Below are 21,149 nucleotides of genomic sequence, written 5' to 3' on the forward strand. Positions count from 1 at the left end.
TTTAATGATTAGAGATTAATGATTAATCATTATTAAATGATTCCGTTACTGATGGCATACCACAGATAAATCAGCACAGCTATGACAACAAGGATTATGCCCAAATGCATCGGCTTACGTCCGCTCTCCTTGCGCCGCTTCAAGTGAGTTGTTCCTTCTATGAATTTGCCCCGTATATCCTCGGGCGAGAATTCCTTTTCCGGCAGCATACCCAGGTCACGCTTGGCGTTTTCTTCCATCTTCGCCAACTTCTCTTTCCGCTCATCCACATAGATATAGCTATGATTGAAGCCACGAGGCTTCCGCATTGCAAACATTCCCATGACGCTACTTATTATTTCGTTTAATATGCATATTCCTTGGCGAAGTTACAGGTTTCCGGTCACTTTTCTTCAATACTTCACCTGCTTTTTTAGCCCTCCACTCGAAGATGTCCTCCTTGTTGAGCGGACGGATGTAGTCGAACCAAACAAAAGAAGGCAGCCTGCTCTTATCTGGTGGAATCTGGTCCAAAGGATAGGCTGTACCGGTAGTCTTTCCAACAAAGACTCCGCGCTCCATTCTTCTCTCCTTCAAGTACATTTTCAAAAGTCCACCTTCCGAATAGTTCATCATAATCAGCGAACTGTCCTTCTCCTCTACCGGATAATACACCACCAATACATTGCCGTTTACCTCCACCAGACGCATGTCTCCATCTATGAAGAAAGCTTTCATCTCCTTACCGGAAACTTGGTTATAGTGAATACTGTCCTTTTTCTCTACCGTCAGGGCCTGATTGATGATATGTGCCCAGTCGATGGTACTATCGTTCATGTAAATTTTAATTTCCTCGCCCAACAACTGTTGTTCCCCGTGCCACAAGATAGGGTCGGTGTACATCGTCATGCAAGAGTCCTTGGAATTATACACCAACGAATCGCATACGGCCTGCACATCCGTGCGATAAGCACGCACCTTATGATAGGCACGCATCTCCCGGTACATGGAATCGGTATTCATATGGTAGGTAATCAGCCGCAAAGTATCACCGTGCATAAACAGACTGTCGCCCTGCGAATAGTCGATAGCTACGGCACGTTTGGTGGCAACGGCGCTTCCGGTCAGTTCGTTGTAGAAACAATAGTCGCCAGTCAACATGTTCCGGTTGACCGTATCATTCATCTGTACATTGTCAAAAGCCTCGCCGTATCCCAAGATGCGGTCGTAGAAAAGGCTGTCACCGGTCAGTTTCTTGCCTTCGTTAGTCAGTACGGAACGGTCGAGCAGTTCTGCCTGCTCAGTAGTCGTATTGTACACGCCACGTTCGGAATAAATATGATTTTGGTCACTCACAATGTCGGAGGGGCCTAAAATAGTAGCAATCTTGGTAGCTGTACTATACTTCAAGGTATCCGAAGTCAAGACAAACTTCGGATTGACCAGCTTCACGTCGTGATTGAAGACAGCCAACTTGGTGGCAGGGCTATATTCTCCCCACTCGGAAGTCAGCACATTATCCTCGTCGGTCAGCGTACCGCCTTCGAAGTAATAACCCAAATCGTACAGACGGTCATAGTTCAAACTGTCGGTTGTCAGCACCGTATTACGATTTATCATACGTACATTCTCACGCAGCATGGCCAGCTGCGACATGCCGTCATAATACAGATAGTCTCCATAGATAAACAAGGTGTCGCCCTGCTCCATACGCACATTGCCGAATGCCTCCACAGAATTTATCTTTTCGAATATCAGCGCACTATCACAGAACATGTACATACTGTCATGCTTCATCCTCACCGAACCGATGAGTACCTGCACATCAGGACGCAACTGTTTGTCCGCCTGCGCCTCATCTGCGTACAACAAATCGACGCGCGTCTTCTTCTTTTCCGACGTCTCCGTCTTTTTCTGTTCAATCGAGTCCACTTTCCTCTTCTCCGGTGCACCAGTACTCTTCTTTTTGTCCTGCGCACTCAGCAGACAGATGCCAAACAAGCATAGAATGCCTACCAGGAGGTATCTATGCTTGTTCAGGAAATGATTTTTTGTATTCTTCTTTTGCATACAAATCCATGTAAATCCTTCCGGATTATTCTTTGATCCAGCCCGGATACTTGAACGTACAGTTATTCTTCCAATTATCCTTGATACGGACATACGTGTGCTTCTGCTTCTCACGAATCCACTTGTCCAGCACTTCGTCGCGGCGTTTCTCCAACACAATCTCTTTCAAGTTCTGATAGTCATCGGCAATGGTAGCCTTGTGTCCCGTCGTACGGCTCTTCAGTTTCACAATCACACACTCTTCTTTTCCGGTCTTTTGCGGAATCATGGTGAAGGCTTCGGAGATTTCGCCCACTTTCATCTTATCCACCACCTTGGCTATTTCAGGGGGAAGTTCCTGCATCTCAAAACGGGAAGTGTTCGTATTGGGATTCGGCAACAAACCATGATTGTTACGCGTATCCTTATCCTGCGAAAGCACTGAGGCAGCCTCTTCAAAAGAGAACTTGTTATTGCGGATATCATCGGCAATAGAATCCAAACGGGCACAACCGGCAGCCAGAGCTTCTTCCGGAATATGCGGTTTCAACAGAATGTGGCGTGTTTTAATACGGTCACCGCGCTTCTCTATCAACTGAATGATATGGAAACCATATTCAGACTCTACAATCTTGGAAACCTTGCTGGGGTCTTGCAAGTTGAAAGCTACATTGGCATAAGCGGGGTCCAGCATACCGCGTCCCGAAAACTCTATTTCACCGCCACGCATGGCCGAGCCACGGTCCTCGGAGTACAGACGAGCCAACATGGAAAAGCTTTCGCCCTTATTGACACGGTCGGTATACTCACGCAGACGCCTCTTTACATCTTCTATTTCCTCCAAAGGAACCTTGGGCTGCTGAGTGATAATCTGCACCTCCACCTGGGTAGGGATATAAGGAATGCTGTCCTGCGGCAAATCCTTGAAGTAACGGCGCACCTCAGCCGGAGTTATCTTAATCTCACCCACCAGTTTCTGCTGCATCTTCTGAACTTTCAATCCTTCACGGGCATTCTCGCGCAGCGTTTCACGAATCTGGCTGGAAGTCTTATTGAAGTATTCCTCCATTTTCTCACGCGAACCGATGTTGGCGATATACATGTTCGTCATATAGTCCACACGCTGGATAACCTCACTCTCGGATACTTCGATACTGTCGAGGGCAGCCTGGTGAAGATACAGCTTCTGCACGGCTATCTCCTCCGGTATCACGCAATAAGGGTCACGGTCAAATTTGCGTCCTTCATACAATGCACTCATGCGTGCTTCTTCCACTTCGGACTTCAGTATAGCCTCGTCACCTACTACCCACACTACCTCGTCAATTACGTTGTCTTGTCCATAAACGGTAGAACCGACTAATAGCGTCAAGGCAAATAAAATTACAAACTTAAAGTTCATACACTGTTTCATTCTTGGTGTCTTATTCTAAATAATATTTAATCTTGTCTCTTTTCACCGCCCGTTGGTACAAATCATCCTTCACTTGCTTCATGAATTCCACCTGCTTCACGTTCAGCAGCATATCCTTCACTTGCCTACGGGCAAACTCATAGGGTTCCTGCTCTCCCACCGGGCGATAATCGCTCACATTCAGGAAATAATGGAAAGCCGTATCCTTCAGCTCTACATGGCGATTCTTGTCCAGATACTCGTCCACATTAGGAACCTTCAAGGGCAGCATATCCAGCACTTCCGATACCGGCACCCATTTATCATAAAAATACTCATACTTCACAGCATTCTGCAGACTGTACTTTTCCAGATGTTCCACCGCCTCACGGGTTTCCGTCTTGTACCAGCGACGAACATTGCCCAGCTGCGGGGCTGTCAAAGGAACTTTGATGAACAAGCCTTTCATCAACGGACGTTCCACCTTGAAGAGCGCCTGGTTCTTCTCGTAATACTCCGTCAAGTCTTGTTCTGAAATCTCCTCTGATAGCCGCTGATGTATTAAAGCCTGCTGATAGGTATGCATTATCAATGCTTTGCGATAATTCTCCACAAGTTTATCAATCTCACCGTTATTGGGAATATTGCTCTGCGCTTTATCGTACAGCAAAATATCTTCCACCCAATTACGGATATAATGTTCTGCAAACAACAGACTGTCGTCTTTGGACAAACCGGCAGGAAGTACCGATTGCAAATCTTCCCGGTAAAGGAAATTGCCGTCCAACTCCACTAACGGTGTCCGCCCTTTATGGTCGTGCTGCTCGCTGCACGCCGCACAGAGAAGGAAAATTAAAAGCCCAAAGCAGGTTGTTCGCATCACCAACTGATATTTACTTCGTTTTGAGGTACGAAGATAGTGTTTTAATCGGTTGCATCAGTGATTATTAACGGTTTTTAAAACCTCTTGGTCAATTTCAACCTTACCGGCAGTACGCAACTTTGCCACCCAATGCGTTTCCAAATAGTTCCGATAAGCGGTTACGAGCGGCTCTCGCACCTCTTGCCAACTATCTGGTCCCTTCTGCTTGCGACCTTGTACAGCAGTAAAGGGAAATGACAAAACCGGGGTTGCATTCTTCCCTTTGAACACCAATTCATCCACATATGCATTATCACCGGGAGCAAATAATCCTTGCTCTGCCCGCACCTTGGGAGTATCGCCGGCATTGAAAGTGAGACGGATGGCATCCATCCACTCCTCTTCCGGAATCTGTTTCAGAAATTTCCGTACTTGCTTCGCCACCCGCTTGGTAGTACAATGCAGCACAATACCCTTATAACGCGGTTCGTCCCAATGGAAGTCCGAACGGTGCGCCTCAAAATATGCTTTCAATCCCGCTTCATCCACCACACTCCTCTTTCCCACTTCACGGTCAGTGATTTCGGCAAGCAACATGCTGTCACGATGCCCCTGCACCAACGCACAGAATTCGGGATGCTTCAATTCCAGACGGGAGTTTTCATAGTCCAGAATCGTTTTTACTGTAAAAGCCTCCAACTGTCTGCGCGTCCCTGCCGGATAAACAGCGGCAAATCCGGCAAACTCTTTTCCACCGTATGCCTTGCCATCCAGTGTAAACAATACACGGGAAGTGCTTCCTTTGGCCAGCAGTTCGTCGATACCGGCTTTATCCGGCATATAGTGATATTCTTTCTTCAGTTTATCCACAAAAGCCCGCGTTCCTTTATCCATTCCATGACGACGGGTTTGACAACGGATTATCTTGTCCTTCATCCTCTCAAAAGGAAGGATTTCCTGCTGTTCGAGTACTTTCACGATATGAATGCCTTGAGGAGTGAGGAACGGACGGGAAATCTCTCCGGCATTCAACCCGAATACAATATCCTCAAACTCCACCGGCATCTGCAGCCAACCCACCCAAAACGCTTTCTTCTCATCGGAAAATTGCTCGACGCAAGCATCAAAAGACGGCACAGCTCCCCCTTCCTTTGCAAGAGCCCTGTAGATAGAATCCATCCTAGACTCCATCTCACGCAAGGTATGACCGGAAATATTCTGGGGGAGATATTTAAAAATATGCTTCACATATACCCGGCCCGCACGCCGGCCGGATTTCATCTTGTCATAATACTGCCGTGCCTCCTGCTCTGCCGTCTCCTCATCTGTCAAGTATGATTTAATCAGACAGCGGCGATACTCATCCTGCTCCTTCTGGAAGACACGGGAAGTATCCAATCCCACAACTTCGGCAGCCTCTATTTTCAGCCTGAAGTCTATAAACTTATTCACATATGCATCCAATGCCTTCCGGCCTGCACCGACAGAGGTACCGCCCTTATTATAGCTACGTTCGAATTCAGAACGGAGGACCTCCTTTCCATTGATACGCATCAGTACCGGATCGTCCTGGGCCGAAACAGCCAATCCGAACCCGAGGAAGAAAAACACCCAAAACAATCTAACCATAAGCACCATCCGTTCTTTTTATACGGCTGCAAATATAAACAAAATGCCCGGAAAGCGGCAATCTCTCTCCGGGCATTCACTATTATTTTGTTATTATCTTACTCAGGACGGCTATAGTTCGGTGCCTCACTGGTTATAGACACATCGTGCGGATGACTTTCCAGTACACCTGCATTAGTAATGCGGGTAAACTTGGCATCGTGCAGTTTCTCTATATTGGCTGCACCGCAATATCCCATACCGGCACGCAGACCGCCAACCAACTGATAAATCACTTCATACAAAGTACCTTTATAAGGAACGCGAGCAGCAATGCCCTCCGGAACCAATTTCTTCACATCACTGGTACCGCTTTGGAAGTAGCGGTCCTTAGAGCCATTTTCCATAGCTTCCAGCGAGCCCATACCCCGATAGGACTTGAACTTACGACCGTTGAAAATAATCGTATCGCCCGGAGACTCTTCCGTTCCGGCAACCAGCGAACCGATCATCACGCTGTAACCACCGGCAGCCAACGCCTTCACTACATCGCCCGAGTAACGCAAACCGCCATCGGCAATCAAAGGAATACCCGTGCCCTTCAGTGCCTTTGCCACATCATAAACCGCAGACAACTGAGGAACACCCACACCGGCAACTACACGGGTAGTGCAGATGGAACCCGGACCGATGCCCACCTTTACTCCATCAGCACCAGCCTCGACCAATGCCTTCGCAGCTTCACCGGTAGCAATATTACCAACAACAATATCAATATGAGGGAAGTTAGCCTTGGCTTCTTTCAATTTTTCAATAACCCCCTTGGAATGTCCGTGAGCCGTATCAATGACAATGGCATCCGCCCCTGCATCCACCAAAGCCCGCATGCGCTCCAAAGTGTCATTCGTCACTCCCACTCCGGCAGCAACGCGCAGACGACCTTTGCTATCCTTGCACGCCATAGGTTTATCCTTTGCCTTGGTAATATCCTTATAGGTAATCAGACCTACCAATTTGTTGTCTTTATCTACTACCGGCAACTTCTCGATTCTATGTTCTTGCAGAATTTGAGAAACAGCCTCCATATCCGTCGTAGGATTGGTAGTAATGATGTTCTCCTTAGTCATTACCTCATCGATACGCTTATTCATATCTTTCTCAAAACGAAGGTCACGATTGGTAACAATGCCTACCAAATATCTTTCATCATCTACCACCGGAATACCACCAATCTTGTATTCAGCCATCAAAGCCAGCGCATCAGCTACCGTAGAACCTCTCTTGATAGTCACCGGGTCATAAATCATACCGTTTTCGGCACGCTTCACAATAGCTACCTGACGTGCCTGCTCCTCAATGGACATATTCTTATGAATAACTCCGATACCACCTTCGCGGGCAATGGCAATAGCCATCTTCGCTTCGGTAACCGTATCCATGGCAGCAGTTACAAACGGGATTTTTAACTCAATGTTTCGTGAAAACTTAGTCGAGAGTTCGACTGTTTTGGGCAAGACTTCAGAATAAGCGGGGATTAACAGTACGTCGTCATAAGTTAATCCATCCATTACAATCTTATCAGCAATAAATGACATAGGGCTATGCGTTTAAAATTTATTGCGTGCAAATATACGGTTTTTATTCCATTCCGTATACTTGCACGCAACATTTTTTTTCTTTTTTATCAACTAAAACCAATCAGTTTGCCATCTCTGAAATAAACTTGATGCGTACCAAACGTACCTCTTCTTCCGTAAAGTCATCACCCAACTCATCCAGAGCATCGTCAATCTTATCAGTGGTAGATTCCTTGAAATAATCATAGATATCCAGCAAGTGGTCTTCATCCATAATATCCTCCAAGAAATAGTCGATATTCAATTTCGTTCCGGAGTAGACGATAGCTTCTATCTCATCCAGCAGCTCTTCAAACTCAATGCCCTTTGACATGGCAATGTCATCCAATGCCACCTTACGGTCAATGGCCTGAATGATGGCCACCTTCATTTTTGACTTATTGGCCACAGTACGCACACGCAAGTCCTCGGGACGTTCAATCTCATTCTCCTCACAGTGCCGCTTAATGAGTTTACAGAATTCCTCGCCGTAGCGTTTTGCCTTTCCGGCTCCTACACCCGGTATGTTCTGCAACTCGTCCAAAGTCACCGGATATATGGTCGCCATCGCTTCCAAAGACGGGTCTTGGAAAATGACATAAGGAGGCACTTCCAACTTCTTGGACAACTTCTTTCGTAAGTCCTTCAACATGGAGTACAATGCCGGGTCTACCGCACACGCACCGCCTCCACGTGCAGGTGCTTCCTCTTCCACATCCTCAAAGTCATTGTCTTCCACTATTTTGAATGATTTGGGATGTTTAAGGAACTTCTTACCGTCATCTGTCACTTTCAGCAAGCCATAGTTTTCGACATCCTTACTCAGGTAACCGGCAATAAGTGCCTGACGGATCACAGCATTCCACGTTTTGTCTTCTTCGCCCATACCAGAGCCGAACACTTCGAGATCTTCATGCAGATGCGCCTGCACTTCTGAAGTTTCCTTACCTTGTATTATGTCTATAATATAGTCCGCTTTAAAATTTTCTTTCACCGCGAGAATAGCTTCAATCACGGTACACAATAATTCTTGAGCTTCCACTTGTTTTTTCGGATTTAAACAATTGTCACAATTACCACAATTTTCTTCTATATATTCTTCGCCGAAGTAATGAAGCAATGCTTTTCGGCGGCATACGGAAGATTCGGCATACGCAGCAGTCTCCAGCAGAAGCTGCTTGCCAATTTCCTGCTCTGCTACAGGTTTGCCTTGCATAAACTTCTCGAGCTTCTGCAAGTCTTTATTGGTATAGAAAGTAATACACTGCCCTTCTCCTCCATCTCTTCCGGCACGTCCGGTCTCCTGGTAATATCCTTCCAGACTTTTGGGAATATCATAATGGATAACATAACGCACATCCGGTTTGTCAATACCCATACCAAAAGCAATGGTAGCTACAATCACATCAATTTTTTCCATCAGGAAATCATCCTGGTTCTGTGTTCGTGTAGCCGAATCCATTCCGGCATGATAGGCACGGGCATTGATTCCGTTTGCCTGCAGGATTTCAGCAAGTTCCTCCACTTTCTTCCGGCTCAGGCAATAGATAATGCCTGACTTTTCGGGATTGTTCTTAATGAACTTGATGATGTCCCGGTCTACATTTGCAGTCTTGGGGCGTACCTCATAATAGAGATTCGGGCGGTTGAACGATGACTTGAACACCTGCGCATCCACCATACCCAGATTCTTCTGGATGTCATGCTGCACTTTCGGTGTAGCCGTCGCAGTCAACGCTATCAGAGGGGCTTTTCCTATTTCATTGATAATGGGACGGATGCGGCGATACTCAGGACGGAAGTCATGACCCCATTCAGAAATACAATGGGCTTCGTCCACGGCATAGAACGAAATCTTCACCGTTTTCAGAAACTCCACATTCTCTTCCTTCGTCAGTGATTCCGGAGCTACATACAACAGCTTTGTCTTACCACTGAGTATGTCGGACCGGACCTGGTCTATCGCGCTCTTGTTTAGGGAAGAATTGATGAAGTGGGCTATCCCATCCTCTTCGCTGAAGTTACGCATCGCATCGACCTGATTCTTCATCAAGGCAATCAGAGGAGAAATCACGATACCCGTGCCCTCCATCAACAAGGACGGCAGTTGGTAGCACAAAGATTTTCCACCACCGGTAGGCATCAACACGAATGTATCATTACCCGCCAACAGATTCTCTATGATTGCTTCCTGATTTCCTTTAAATGTATCGAACCCGAAGTATTTCTTCAGCTGGTCTATCAAATTAATCTTCTTCCCTGCCATGATTCATTAGGTTGTTGTTTATTGAGTTAACTTTTAATAGTGGTACTCCGCCTTGTTTTCACAAAGAACCCTAACAAAGTTATAAACAACTTCTTAAATTTCAAGCATAATCCATCGAATATTTTTCAATAAAAAGTAAAATAGTCGGTTTTACCCCGTATTACCATCTGATTCTTAAGCACTTTGCAGTCGTGCTATATTTGCCTTTTCAAGCTGGCGCTTGGCGTAGTCCAACGTCACAACAAAATTGTCCTTCTGTTCTGACGGAATTTCGAACATGGCATCCATCATAATTGTCTCCACAATGGAACGCAAGCCGCGGGCTCCCAACTTATATTCTACCGCTTTATCCACGATATATTCAAATACAGCATCTTCAAACGTCAGCTTCACATTGTCCATCTCAAACAGTTTGATGTATTGCTTGATGATGGAATTCTTCGGTTCCGTAAGAATGGAGCGCAATGCCGCACGGTCCAACGGATTCAGATAAGTCAGCACCGGAAGGCGGCCGATAATCTCGGGAATCAGTCCGAACGACTTCAAATCCTGCGGAGCAATGTACTGCATCATGTTGCTCTTATCAATGGTTGCCGTATTGCGTACAGCGCTATACCCGACAACGTGCGTATTCAGCCGCTGGGCAATTTTCTTTTCAATGCCATCGAAAGCCCCACCGCAAATGAACAGAATATTCTTGGTATTGACCGGAATCATTTTCTGGTCGGGATGCTTGCGCCCACCCTGGGGAGGCACATTCACCACAGAACCTTCCAGCAGTTTCAGCAATCCCTGCTGCACGCCTTCACCACTCACATCACGGGTTATGGAAGGATTATCACCCTTGCGCGCTATTTTGTCTATCTCATCAATAAACACGATACCTTGCTCTGCCTCGGGCACGTTATAATCCGCCACCTGGAGCAGACGTGTCAAAATGCTTTCAATGTCCTCACCCACATAACCTGCCTCTGTCAGAACTGTTGCATCTACAATAGTAAAAGGAACATGCAGCAACTTTGCGATAGTACGCGCCAATAACGTCTTTCCCGTACCGGTACTGCCTACCATGATGATGTTCGATTTTTCAATCTCCACATCATCACCGCCGTCCTTCTGGAGCAGACGTTTGTAATGGTTGTACACCGACACAGACAAGAAACGCTTGGCATCGTCCTGACCAATGACATATTGATCGAGGAACTTCTTTATTTCTACGGGTTTAGGAAGTTCTTTCAGATTCAGCTTCGTGGCACTTGCCTTCTTGCCAGCCCCCAAAGCCTCCTGAGTAATCTCATAAGCCTGGGTGGCGCAACTGTCGCAGATATAGCCATTCATCCCCGTTATGAGAAATCCGACTTCATCTTCGGTGCGACCGCAAAAACTGCATCTATTTTTATTCTTTCTTGAATCTGCCATATTTATTTTTTAATCAAAACCTCATCTACCATACCATATTCTTTGGCTTCCTGGGCTGTCATCCAGTAGTCACGGTCAGAATCTGCCCATACCTTGTCAAAGGGAGTGTGGGAGTGGTCGGCGATAATGGTATAAAGTTCTTTCTTCAACTTCTGGATTTCACGTGCCGTGATTTCAATATCCGAGGCCTGCCCCTGGGCACCTCCCATCGGCTGGTGTATCATCACGCGGGAGTGGGTCAATGCGGAGCGTTTGCCTTCGGCACCGGCAACCAGCAATACGGCTGCCATGCTTGCCGCCATTCCAGTACAGATGGTAGCCACATCACTACTGATGAACTGCATGGTATCATAAATACCCAGACCGGCATATACCGAACCGCCCGGCGAATTGATATAGATGGAAATATCCTTGCCCGGATCCACCGAATCCAGATAAAGCAACTGAGCCTGCAAAGTATTGGCTGTATAGTCATCAACCTGCGTACCGAGGAAAATGATGCGGTCCATCATCAGACGGGAAAACACGTCCAACTGCGTTACATTGAGCTGGCGTTCCTCGAGGATATAGGGATTCAAATAGCCGGCTTGTGATTTAATCACATCGTCCAGCACCAAACTGTTCATACCAAGATGCTTGGTAGCGTATTTTCTAAAATCATCCATTTCTTTCTATTTTTTAATTTATAAGGATACAAAGAAACAAAAAAGAACACAGAGACACAAAAAAACACAGAGTTATAGTTTGTCAAACTCTGTGTTTCTTTATAAATTTTAGCCGTAGGCTCACATTACTCTTATGCAAACATCTTATTGAACTCTTCAGCAGAAACGTTCTTATGCTCCAGTTCCACCTGAGACTTCAATGCTGTAGCCAATTTAGATTCAACCACACGATTAACCAAGCCTTCTATGCTCTCTTTCTTCTTAAGCATTTCCTTTGAGTAGTTTTCCAGGATTTCTTCAGGCACACTCATCATACCATATTGTGCAAACTGTGCGCGGGTAGCTTCCTTAGCCATGTTTGTGATGTCTTCCTGCTCAACCTTGATATCATTGGCTTTCACCAGCTGTTCTTTAATCAGGTGCCAAGTCAGCTCTTCGATGCTCTTGTCATAGTTGTCCTCTACAAAGCTTTCTTCCTTGTCAGGATTGTTCAGACGCATAATGCGCTTCAGTAATGCATCCGGGAATTCCAGCTTGCCTACTTTCTCTGTCAGCATCTTACGTGCGTCAATCAAGAACTTATAGTCACTGTCTGCCACGAACTGGTTGGCAATAACTTCCTTCACTTTGGCACGGAATTCCTCTTCCGTTTTCACATTACCTTCGCCAAATACCTGGTCGAAAATTTCCTGAGTCAAGTCACCCGGAACGAAACGTGTGATTTCTTCTACCTGGAAGCTGAAATTGGATTTTACTTCGGGAGCAGCTTCCTTGTCAATCTTCAATAAAGAAGACAATTCGGCAGCATTTCCGTCCCAAGCAGTATTCGGATTGAATACAAGCACATCGTTCACTTTTGCACCGGCAAAGATAGCTTTCTGTTCATCATTTTTCATGTACGAAGGCATCATTACAGCACCTTCCACCTGAATACCACCCTCTTTGGTATTACCTTCTTCATCCAGTTCAGCAAGCAAACCTTTCAGCATGTCATTGTCCTCGTAAACGTCTACCTTGTCATACTTGCCGTTACGTTGAGTGTAAGCCTTGACCTGGTTATCCACCATTTCGTCTGTAACTTCAATAGTATAGTAATCTACCTTATCTTTTGCACTGACTTCAGCTTTAAATTCCGGAGCCAAAGCAATATCAAACAAGAATTCGAACTCTTCCATAGTATCGAAATCAATTTCCTGCTGCTTGTCTTCGTTGGGCAAAGGCTCGCCCAATATATTTACCTTATTGTCCTGGATATACTTATATACTGTTTCTGAAAGCAGCTTGTTCACCTCTTCAGCCAATGCAGACTTACCATACATTTTCTTAACTAAGCTCATAGGAACCATTCCCTTACGGAAACCGGGAATCTGTGCCTTCTGACGGAAGCTCTTCAATGATTTGTCTACTTTTTCCTGATAATCTGCTTTCTCAAGCTTTACAGTAAGCAGTGCGCTTACTTTGTCAATGTTTTGTAATGAAACGTTCATTCTGACAATTATTTATTTGATTTATACTTTGTTCCATATCTCAAATGGGCGTGCAAAATTAGCGTTATTCTTTCAATTATCAAAAGAACATTGCCGATTTATTTCAGTTTAATTCTTGGATAGAGCGGTAGAAGAGCCCAACCATCGGACTGACAACGGAGGACGTTTATGGGAAAGATACTCAGGGAAAAGACGATGATAAACCGAACCGTCCAGTTTCTATGAAGAGAAATGGGAGTTGCCCGAAGGCACGACAATCTACAAAAATAATTAAGGAAAAACATTGTTTATCCGAATTTTATGCGTTTCTTTGTCGCGGAATGATGGCGCATTAGTTTTTCGATTTCCATTACATGGTTTTTACTTCCGTTTTCAAGAACGCTTTTGTAAACTCTCTGTCGTTGTAATCCATTTATTATTCAGCCTTCCTTCCAAGAGAGTTTTATTCATTATATTTATTTTATCAATTTCATTATGAACATTTATGTTGGAAACCTTAACTACCGCGTTAAGGAGAGTGACCTGCAGAAGGCAATGGAAGATTACGGCACAGTATCTTCTGTAAAATTTATCAATGACCGCACCACCGGACGTTTCAGAGGCATCGCTTTTGTAGAAATGGAAGATGACGCTGCTGCAGCTAAAGCTATTGCCGAACTAGACGGTGCTGAATTCTTCGGCCGCCAAATGGTAGTGAAAGAAGCAAGACCTCCAAAATATTAATCATAGAGATTTAAGGAGAAATAAAAAAGGCCACTGAATGAGTGGTCTTTTTTATTTCTATCAATCGACAGTATCCGGGATTACTTCATAAAATCCTTGCGACGAAGTACGAAGCTATTACTCAGGTACTTTTCACGTACAATCTTATTCTCGGCCAACTCTTCCGGCGTACCCTGGAACAGAATTTTTCCTTCAAATAGCAGATAAGCACGATCGGTAATGCTCAGCGTCTCCTGCACATTGTGGTCAGTAATCAAAATGCCGATATTCCTATCTTTCAACTTCCACACAATCTGCTGAATATCCTCCACTGCAATCGGGTCTACACCAGCAAAAGGCTCGTCCAACATAATAAATTTGGGGTCAATGGCCAGACAACGGGCAATTTCTGTACGGCGCCGCTCGCCACCTGATAACTGGTTACCCTTGTTCTTCCTTACCTTCTGCAAGCGGAACTCTGCAATCAGGCTCTCCAGCTTGTCTTTCTGATACTCCAAAGGCTTGTCAGTCATTTCCAGTACAGATGCAATATTGTCTTCCACACTCATTTGACGGAACACGGAAGCCTCCTGCGCCAAATAACCGATACCCGTCTGCGCACGCTTGTATACCGGATATTTCGTTATATCCAAATCATTCAAGAAGATACGTCCCTCATTGGGAGTAATCAGCCCTACGGTCATATAAAACGAAGTTGTCTTACCAGCACCATTCGGTCCCAGCAAACCGACAATTTCTCCTTGCTTCACATCAATGGACACATGGCTCACCACCGTACGCTTTCCGTACTTTTTCACCAAATCCTCCGTACGCAGCACCATGCTACCTTCCTCCCGTGGCTCTGCCCCGGCAGTCAAGCTTGGTCCAGCCTGCAGATTTTCCTTAACTTCCTCTACATTGTCCTTTATGCCTTTTTCTTCTTCCATACTCTAAAGGTTTTCGCCGCAAATGTAGCAAAAATAAGCCGAAATAGTGTACATTTGCATTCAAATACTTATATGTTATGTTTAAAGCACTTAAGACAGTGGGACGATATATCATACTGATGGGACGCGTATTTGCCCGTCCCGAACGTATGCGTATGTTTTTCCGCCAATATGTCAACGAGTTGGAACAGCTCGGCGTGAACTCTATCGGCATCGTATTGCTGATATCGTTCTTCATCGGAGCTGTAATCACCATACAGATAAAGTTGAACATCGAGAGTCCTTTCATGCCTCGATGGACAGTGGGATATGTAACCCGAGAAATCATGCTGCTGGAATTCTCCTCCTCCATCATGTGTCTGATTCTGGCAGGAAAGGTCGGGTCAAACATCGCCTCGGAGCTGGGCACCATGCGAGTCACCCAGCAGATAGACGCCCTTGAAATTATGGGTGTCAATTCTGCCAACTATCTCATCCTACCGAAAATTGCCGCTATGGTGACAACCATTCCACTGATGGTGACGTTCAGTATATTCGCCGGTATCATAGGTGCCTTCTGTACTTGCTGGTTCGGCGGTATCATGTCGGCAGTAGATTTGGAATACGGCTTGCAGTACATGTTTGTCGAATGGTTTATTTGGTGCGGCATCATCAAGTCGCTGTTCTTTGCCTTTATCATTGCCAGCGTATCGGCATTCTTCGGTTACACCGTCGAAGGCGGTTCCATCGAAGTGGGCAAGGCGTCCACCGACTCCGTAGTATGCAGCAGCGTACTTATCTTATTCGCCGACCTAATATTAACTCAACTTTTAATGGGATGATTGAACTGAAAGGACTTTGCAAATCATTTGAAGAAAAAGAGGTACTGAAAGATATCAATGCCACTTTCGAGAATGGAAAGACCAACCTGATCATAGGGCAGAGCGGTTCGGGAAAAACCGTACTCATGAAATGTATCGTGGGTCTGCTGACACCGGACAAAGGAGAATTGTTGTATGACCACCGCAACTTCCTCGCCATGGGAAAGAAGGAAAAGAAAGCGCTCCGCCGGGAAATGGGAATGATTTTCCAAAGTGCCGCGCTGTTCGATTCCATGACGGTACTGGACAACGTGATGTTTCCACTGAACATGTTCAGCAACGATACCCTGCGCGACCGGACTCGTCGTGCCATGTTCTGCCTGGAGCGTGTAAACCTGATTGAAGCCAAAGACAAATTTCCCGGAGAAATCAGCGGCGGTATGCAGAAACGCGTAGCCATTGCCCGTGCCATTGCCCTAAACCCGCAATACTTGTTCTGTGACGAGCCGAATTCAGGACTTGACCCCAAGACCTCGCTTGTCATCGACGAACTGATACAAGATATAACCCGAGAATACAATATGACTACTCTCATCAACACTCATGACATGAACTCTGTAATGGGTATCGGAGAAAAAATCATCTATATTTACGAAGGACACAAAGAATGGGAAGGCAATAAAGACGATATCTTCACTTCCACCAACGAGCGGTTGAACAGTTTCATATTTGCATCTGACCTATTCCGGAAAGTCAAAGAAGTGGAGATACAGAACCTTGAAGGATAAAACCACACCTCATTTTCTAACCTATTACATAAGAAAGCGTCCGGAAGCTATGTTCCGGACGCTTTCTCTTCATAAAACCAGTTAATAGAATCGACTATATCATCACGATATATTTTACTTCTGCCGGATATAGATATTTATCGGAGTTCCGGTCAACTTCCATTTCTCACGCATCTTATTTTCCAGGAATCGTCTGTAAGGCTCTTTCACATATTGTGGAAGATTTGCAAAATAAACAAATGACGGCACCTGGGTATTGGGCAACTGCGTAATATACTTTATCTTGATATACTTACCCTTAATTGAAGGGGGTGGATACGCCTCGATAAGCGGCAGCATTTCCTCGTTCAAACGAGCTGTCGGAATACGCGTCATACGATTTTCGTACACATCACGCGCCTCTTCCAATACCTTCAGAATACGCTGTTTGGTCAGTGCCGAAGCAAAGATGATAGGAAAATCCACAAACGGAGCGAAACGGTTGCGGATAGCATCTTCGAAAGTCTTCATCACCTTCACAGTCTTGTCCTTCACCAAGTCCCACTTGTTCACCACAACCACCAGCCCCTTGGCATTCTTCTGTATCAAGGAGAAGATATTCAAATCCTGGCTTTCGATGCCACGCGTAGCGTCTACCATCAAAATACATACATCTGCATTCTCAATGGAACGAATGGAACGGATTACGGAGTAGTACTCCAAATCCTCATTCACCTTGTTCTTCTTACGGATACCCGCCGTATCTACCAGGTAGAAATCAAAACCGAATTTATTGTAGCGGGTATAGATAGAATCGCGCGTGGTACCGGCAATCTCCGTCACGATGTTGCGGTCTTCTCCAATAAAGGCATTGACTATGGAAGACTTTCCGGCATTAGGGCGTCCCACTACTGCAAAGCGGGGAATATCCTCGTCCAGAATTTCATCAGATTCCTTCTTGAACTTGCTGACGATAAGGTCCATCATATCGCCCGTACCGCTACCCGTTACAGCAGAAATACAATAAGGGTCACCCAAACCCAAGCTATAGAACTCAGGGGCATTGTATTGCAGTTCATGATTATCAGTCTTATTGGCAACCAGCAACACAGGCTTCTTGGCACGACGCAAGATGGCAGCTACCTGCTCGTCGAGGTCCGTAACCCCGTTCATCACATCCACCACGAACAGTATCACGTCGGCTTCGTCCACCGCCATCAATACCTGCTTACGAATCTCTTCTTCGAAAATATCATCAGAGTTCACTACCCAACCGCCGGTATCTACCACGGAGAACTCACGTCCCAACCATTCGGTCTTTCCATATTGGCGGTCACGGGTGGTTCCCGCTTCCTCATTCACAATTGCCTGACGTGTCTTGGTCAGACGGTTAAATAATGTAGACTTTCCCACATTGGGACGTCCTACGATTGCAACTAAATTTCCCATAGTTCACACTCTTTGTTTTTTGCGACTGTCACAGTCGTATGAATAACTCTTAATCCAGCTGATAACCAAAATTACGCAGTTCCTTGTCCGAACTCCGCCAATCCTTATCAACTTTCACAAACGTCTCCAGGAATATCGTTTTCCCGAAAAACCTCTCCAAATCACGGCGCGCTTCAGTAGCCACTTTCTTCAAAGCCTTCCCCTGCTTGCCTATGATAATACCTTTTTGCGAATCACGCTCCACATAGATTACGGCACTGATATGAATCTTCTTTGCCTCCTCCTTAAACTGTTCTACCATCACCTCCACCGAATAAGGGATTTCCTTATCGTAGTACAACAGAATTTTCTCACGGATTATTTCGGTCACGAAGAAACGCGCCGGCTTGTCCGTCCACTGGTCCTTGTCGAAATAGGGAGGAGAGTCGGGCAACAGCTCCTTCACCCGCTTCATGACATAATCCACATTAAATTTCGAAGTAGCAGAGATAGGAATAATTTCCGCCTTCGGCAGCAATTCCTTCCATGCTTCCACCAGTTCCACCAGCTTTTCCTGGTTGCTTAAATCAATCTTATTGATAAGCAGCAATACCGGAACGTCCAAGTGTCCCACTTTCTCCACAAAGTCATTATGCTTGTCGGGAGTCTCAACCACATCTGTCACATACAGCAACACATCCGCATCCGTCAATGCCGAAGTGGAGAAATTCAGCATGGACTCCTGTAACTTATAGTTTGGCTTCAATACACCCGGAGTGTCCGAAAACACAATTTGCATGTCATCCGTATTATAGATGCCCATAATCCGATGACGGGTGGTCTGCGCCTTGAAAGTGGCGATAGAAATGCGCTCACCTACCAAAACGTTCATCAATGTGGATTTGCCCACATTCGGATTTCCCACGATATTTACAAAACCTGCTTTGTGCATGACTTCAGTATTTGAATTGAGACAAAAAAACGCATCGAATCGAAATAGGATGCGTTTTTATCATATTATATTTAGCAATAGTATGTTACTGCTTCTTTCCGTCGTATCCCCACTTCACATACACGGCTCCCCAGGTAAATCCTGCGCCGAATGCAGTGAAAATAAGGTTGTCGCCTTTCTTCAGCTTATCTTCAAAGTCCCAGATGCAAAGAGGCAACGTAGCAGCACTGGTATTGCCGTAACGTTCGATATTAATCAGTACTTTCTCACGAGGAACTTCCAGACGATGTGCCACAGCATCAATGATACGAAGATTGGCCTGGTGCGGAATCACCCAGTCAATGCTATCCTTTGTCAGACCGTTTTTCTCGGCAATGGCCGCGCTAACATCCGACATATTGGATACGGCATACTTAAACACAGTACGTCCTTCCTGATAAATGTAATGCATGTGGTTGTCTACAGTAAAATAAGAGGGAGGACAAACCGACCCACCCGCTTTCATATGCAGGAAAGGCAAACCTTTGCCGTCGGTTCTCAGAATAGCATCCATAATACCTACATCTTCTGTTGTCGGCTCGAGCATGAAAGCTGCAGCGCCGTCTCCAAAGATAGGACAAGTAGCACGGTCTGTATAATCAACCATTGACGACATCTTGTCGGCTCCCACAATGATAACCTTCTTATATCTTCCAGAACGGATGAAATTGGCCGCCGTCTCCATCAGATAGAGAAATCCGCTGCAGGCTGCCTGCAAGTCAAAAGCATATGCATTTTTCAGCCTTAGCTTATCACATAAAATAGAAGCTGTAGAAGGGAAATGATAATCCGGAGTGGAAGTAGCTACAATCACCAGATCTATATCATCCGGATCCGCGCCAGTACGTTGCATCAGCTGTTTGGCAGCTTTACGCGCCATATAGGAACTACCTAACCCTTCTTCATTCAGGATACGTCTTTCCTTTACTCCGATACGAGTCATAATCCATTCGTCATTGGTATCCACCATTCTTGAGATTTCGTCGTTCGTCAAGACGTAATCAGGTACATAACCGCCGACTCCTGTAATTACTGCATTTATTTTTTCCATTAAAATCTTGTTTACTTATAGAACTACTGAAACAACGGTAGTCTAAAAAGGTTTGCTTATTAAATTACAAATCTTTTTAGACGCCCGATATTCAAGTATAAGTTTTAGTCAAACTGACCGTAATTATACGGCAGCTTCCTTTTCAACTGCAAGCTTACCTCTATAGTAACCACATGCACCACATACAGTGTGATATACATGCCACTCACCACAATTCGGGCAAATAGCCAGTGTAGGAGCTACTGCTTTATCATGAGTTCTTCTCTTCGCAGTTCTTGTTTTTGACTGTCTTCTCTTAGGATGTGCCATTTTCTTTAATCTTTAATTGTTATCTAATATTTTCTTTAATTCGTCCCAACGCGGGTCTACCTGCGTTTCTTCTTCATTCATCAGCTCCACCTCTTCTTCCGGAGCAAATGTGTCCTCAGCCATATCATCATCCGGAGTAGTGCGCATATGCTTACTCAATTTGCTGGTCATTGCCTTGTTACACTTACCCGGAGCATGCACATGCTTCATGGGGATGGCCAAAGCTACAAACTCGTACATAAACCATGCTACATTAATCTCACCTTCCTCTTCGGGAATTACAATGAGATTGTCACCTTCTTCGGCATATTCATGACCGAACTTAACCAGCAGCTTATCTGTCGAGCTGACAAGCTGTTCCATATCGTCCAAACAACGGTCACATGGCACCCACACCATTCCGTCTGTCTGGAAGTTCAATTCGAAAGCACGAGATGTTTTCTTTACAACTAACACCACATTGACTTTACCCTTCTGCACTTCCGGTCCATCAATATTGGCAAAGAAAAGGTTGTCTAGCACAAACTCATATTTGCATGAATCTGCTTGCATACCTTTCAGGTCTATTTTGTATTTATCAAACTTTCCCAAAGCTTCTTTTGTTTATTCGGGCGACAAAGATACGAATAATTATCCTCATTATGTAGTATTTAGAGTAAAATATTCATTTTTTTATGTTCATTTCACCCTGATATCACTACAAATCAGCAGAAAACTCATGGCCTAAAACACAAGAACAATCCATGCCGGCATCCAAGTATATGTAAAGATATAAAACGAACAAAGCCTCCGTATCCTTATCAGACACGG

Annotated in this window: 19 protein-coding genes; 3 read left to right on the plus strand and 16 right to left on the minus strand. The window is 45.2% G+C overall.

Features of this window, described 5'->3' with window-relative positions; all coding sequences use genetic code 11:
* Positions 1-32: 32 nt before the first annotated feature.
* The 10 genes from DW800_RS08725 to tig all read right to left on the minus strand — a co-directional run bounded on the left by DW800_RS08725 (position 33) and on the right by tig (position 13,344).
* Positions 33-323, minus strand: coding sequence for a hypothetical protein (locus DW800_RS08725; protein ID WP_005829571.1), 291 nt, complete (start codon positions 321-323; stop codon positions 33-35).
* 4 nt (positions 324-327) lie between these two features.
* Positions 328-2,049 carry an OstA-like protein gene (locus tag DW800_RS08730; protein ID WP_005829570.1) on the minus strand — a complete coding sequence of 574 codons (1,722 nt, stop codon included), beginning with the start codon at positions 2,047-2,049 and terminating at the stop codon, positions 328-330.
* A gap of 25 nt (positions 2,050-2,074) precedes the next feature.
* Positions 2,075-3,442 carry a peptidylprolyl isomerase gene (locus DW800_RS08735; RefSeq protein ID WP_005829568.1) on the minus strand — a complete coding sequence of 456 codons (1,368 nt, stop codon included), beginning with the start codon at positions 3,440-3,442 and terminating at the stop codon, positions 2,075-2,077.
* Between the two features lie 10 nt (positions 3,443-3,452).
* On the minus strand, positions 3,453-4,301 hold the full coding sequence (locus DW800_RS08740; RefSeq protein ID WP_117703912.1) for a peptidylprolyl isomerase: 849 nt from the start codon (positions 4,299-4,301) through the stop codon (positions 3,453-3,455).
* A gap of 57 nt (positions 4,302-4,358) precedes the next feature.
* Complete coding sequence (locus DW800_RS08745) at positions 4,359-5,921, minus strand: peptidylprolyl isomerase (protein ID WP_034522839.1); 1,563 nt, start codon at positions 5,919-5,921, stop codon at positions 4,359-4,361.
* Between the two features lie 89 nt (positions 5,922-6,010).
* Positions 6,011-7,486, minus strand: coding sequence for an IMP dehydrogenase (guaB, locus tag DW800_RS08750; RefSeq protein WP_005829561.1), 1,476 nt, complete (start codon positions 7,484-7,486; stop codon positions 6,011-6,013).
* 103 nt (positions 7,487-7,589) lie between these two features.
* Positions 7,590-9,773: a DNA helicase RecQ gene (recQ, locus tag DW800_RS08755; protein WP_005829559.1), complete on the minus strand. Its 2,184-nt coding sequence runs from the start codon at positions 9,771-9,773 to the stop codon at positions 7,590-7,592.
* A gap of 174 nt (positions 9,774-9,947) precedes the next feature.
* Positions 9,948-11,192 (minus strand): ATP-dependent Clp protease ATP-binding subunit ClpX, encoded by a 1,245-nt coding sequence (gene clpX / locus DW800_RS08760; protein WP_005829557.1) that lies wholly within the window; start codon positions 11,190-11,192, stop codon positions 9,948-9,950.
* A 2-nt stretch (positions 11,193-11,194) separates the two neighbouring features.
* Positions 11,195-11,857, minus strand: a complete 663-nt coding sequence (gene clpP / locus DW800_RS08765; RefSeq protein ID WP_005829555.1) for an ATP-dependent Clp endopeptidase proteolytic subunit ClpP — start codon at positions 11,855-11,857, stop codon at positions 11,195-11,197.
* 131 nt (positions 11,858-11,988) lie between these two features.
* Positions 11,989-13,344, minus strand: coding sequence for a trigger factor (tig, locus tag DW800_RS08770; protein ID WP_005829551.1), 1,356 nt, complete (start codon positions 13,342-13,344; stop codon positions 11,989-11,991).
* 474 nt (positions 13,345-13,818) lie between these two features.
* Between tig and DW800_RS08775 the strand changes: the two genes are divergently transcribed.
* Positions 13,819-14,067: an RNA recognition motif domain-containing protein gene (locus DW800_RS08775; RefSeq protein WP_005829545.1), complete on the plus strand. Its 249-nt coding sequence runs from the start codon at positions 13,819-13,821 to the stop codon at positions 14,065-14,067.
* A gap of 80 nt (positions 14,068-14,147) precedes the next feature.
* Here the strand turns inward: DW800_RS08775 and lptB are convergent, their stop codons facing one another.
* On the minus strand, positions 14,148-14,888 hold the full coding sequence (gene lptB / locus DW800_RS08780) for an LPS export ABC transporter ATP-binding protein (RefSeq protein ID WP_034523256.1): 741 nt from the start codon (positions 14,886-14,888) through the stop codon (positions 14,148-14,150).
* 182 nt (positions 14,889-15,070) lie between these two features.
* Between lptB and DW800_RS08785 the strand changes: the two genes are divergently transcribed.
* Together DW800_RS08785 and DW800_RS08790 are read left to right on the plus strand one after the other, a co-directional pair.
* Entirely contained in the window at positions 15,071-15,814 is a 744-nt protein-coding gene (locus DW800_RS08785) for an MlaE family ABC transporter permease (protein WP_005829541.1), read from the plus strand.
* Entirely contained in the window at positions 15,811-16,581 is a 771-nt protein-coding gene (locus DW800_RS08790; protein WP_005829539.1) for an ABC transporter ATP-binding protein, read from the plus strand. The genes DW800_RS08785 and DW800_RS08790 overlap by 4 nt, the downstream gene beginning before the upstream one ends.
* A gap of 114 nt (positions 16,582-16,695) precedes the next feature.
* Here DW800_RS08790 and der read toward each other — a convergent pair whose 3' ends face one another.
* The 5 genes from der to DW800_RS08815 form a co-directional block, all read right to left on the minus strand.
* A complete protein-coding gene (der, locus tag DW800_RS08795) occupies positions 16,696-18,009 on the minus strand; it encodes a ribosome biogenesis GTPase Der (protein ID WP_005829538.1) in 1,314 nt (437 codons plus the stop codon).
* A 49-nt stretch (positions 18,010-18,058) separates the two neighbouring features.
* Complete coding sequence (gene era / locus DW800_RS08800) at positions 18,059-18,940, minus strand: GTPase Era (RefSeq protein ID WP_005829536.1); 882 nt, start codon at positions 18,938-18,940, stop codon at positions 18,059-18,061.
* Positions 18,941-19,025: 85 nt separating this feature from the next.
* Complete coding sequence (locus DW800_RS08805) at positions 19,026-20,030, minus strand: beta-ketoacyl-ACP synthase III (RefSeq protein ID WP_005829534.1); 1,005 nt, start codon at positions 20,028-20,030, stop codon at positions 19,026-19,028.
* Between the two features lie 123 nt (positions 20,031-20,153).
* Positions 20,154-20,339, minus strand: a complete 186-nt coding sequence (gene rpmF, locus DW800_RS08810) for a 50S ribosomal protein L32 (protein WP_004288267.1) — start codon at positions 20,337-20,339, stop codon at positions 20,154-20,156.
* A 12-nt stretch (positions 20,340-20,351) separates the two neighbouring features.
* Entirely contained in the window at positions 20,352-20,930 is a 579-nt protein-coding gene (locus tag DW800_RS08815) for a DUF177 domain-containing protein (protein WP_005829530.1), read from the minus strand.
* Positions 20,931-21,149: the final 219 nt, after the last annotated feature.

The sequence above is a fragment of the Bacteroides sp. AM32-11AC genome, assembly GCF_003603515.1.
Lineage (GTDB): Bacteria > Bacteroidota > Bacteroidia > Bacteroidales > Bacteroidaceae > Bacteroides > Bacteroides uniformis.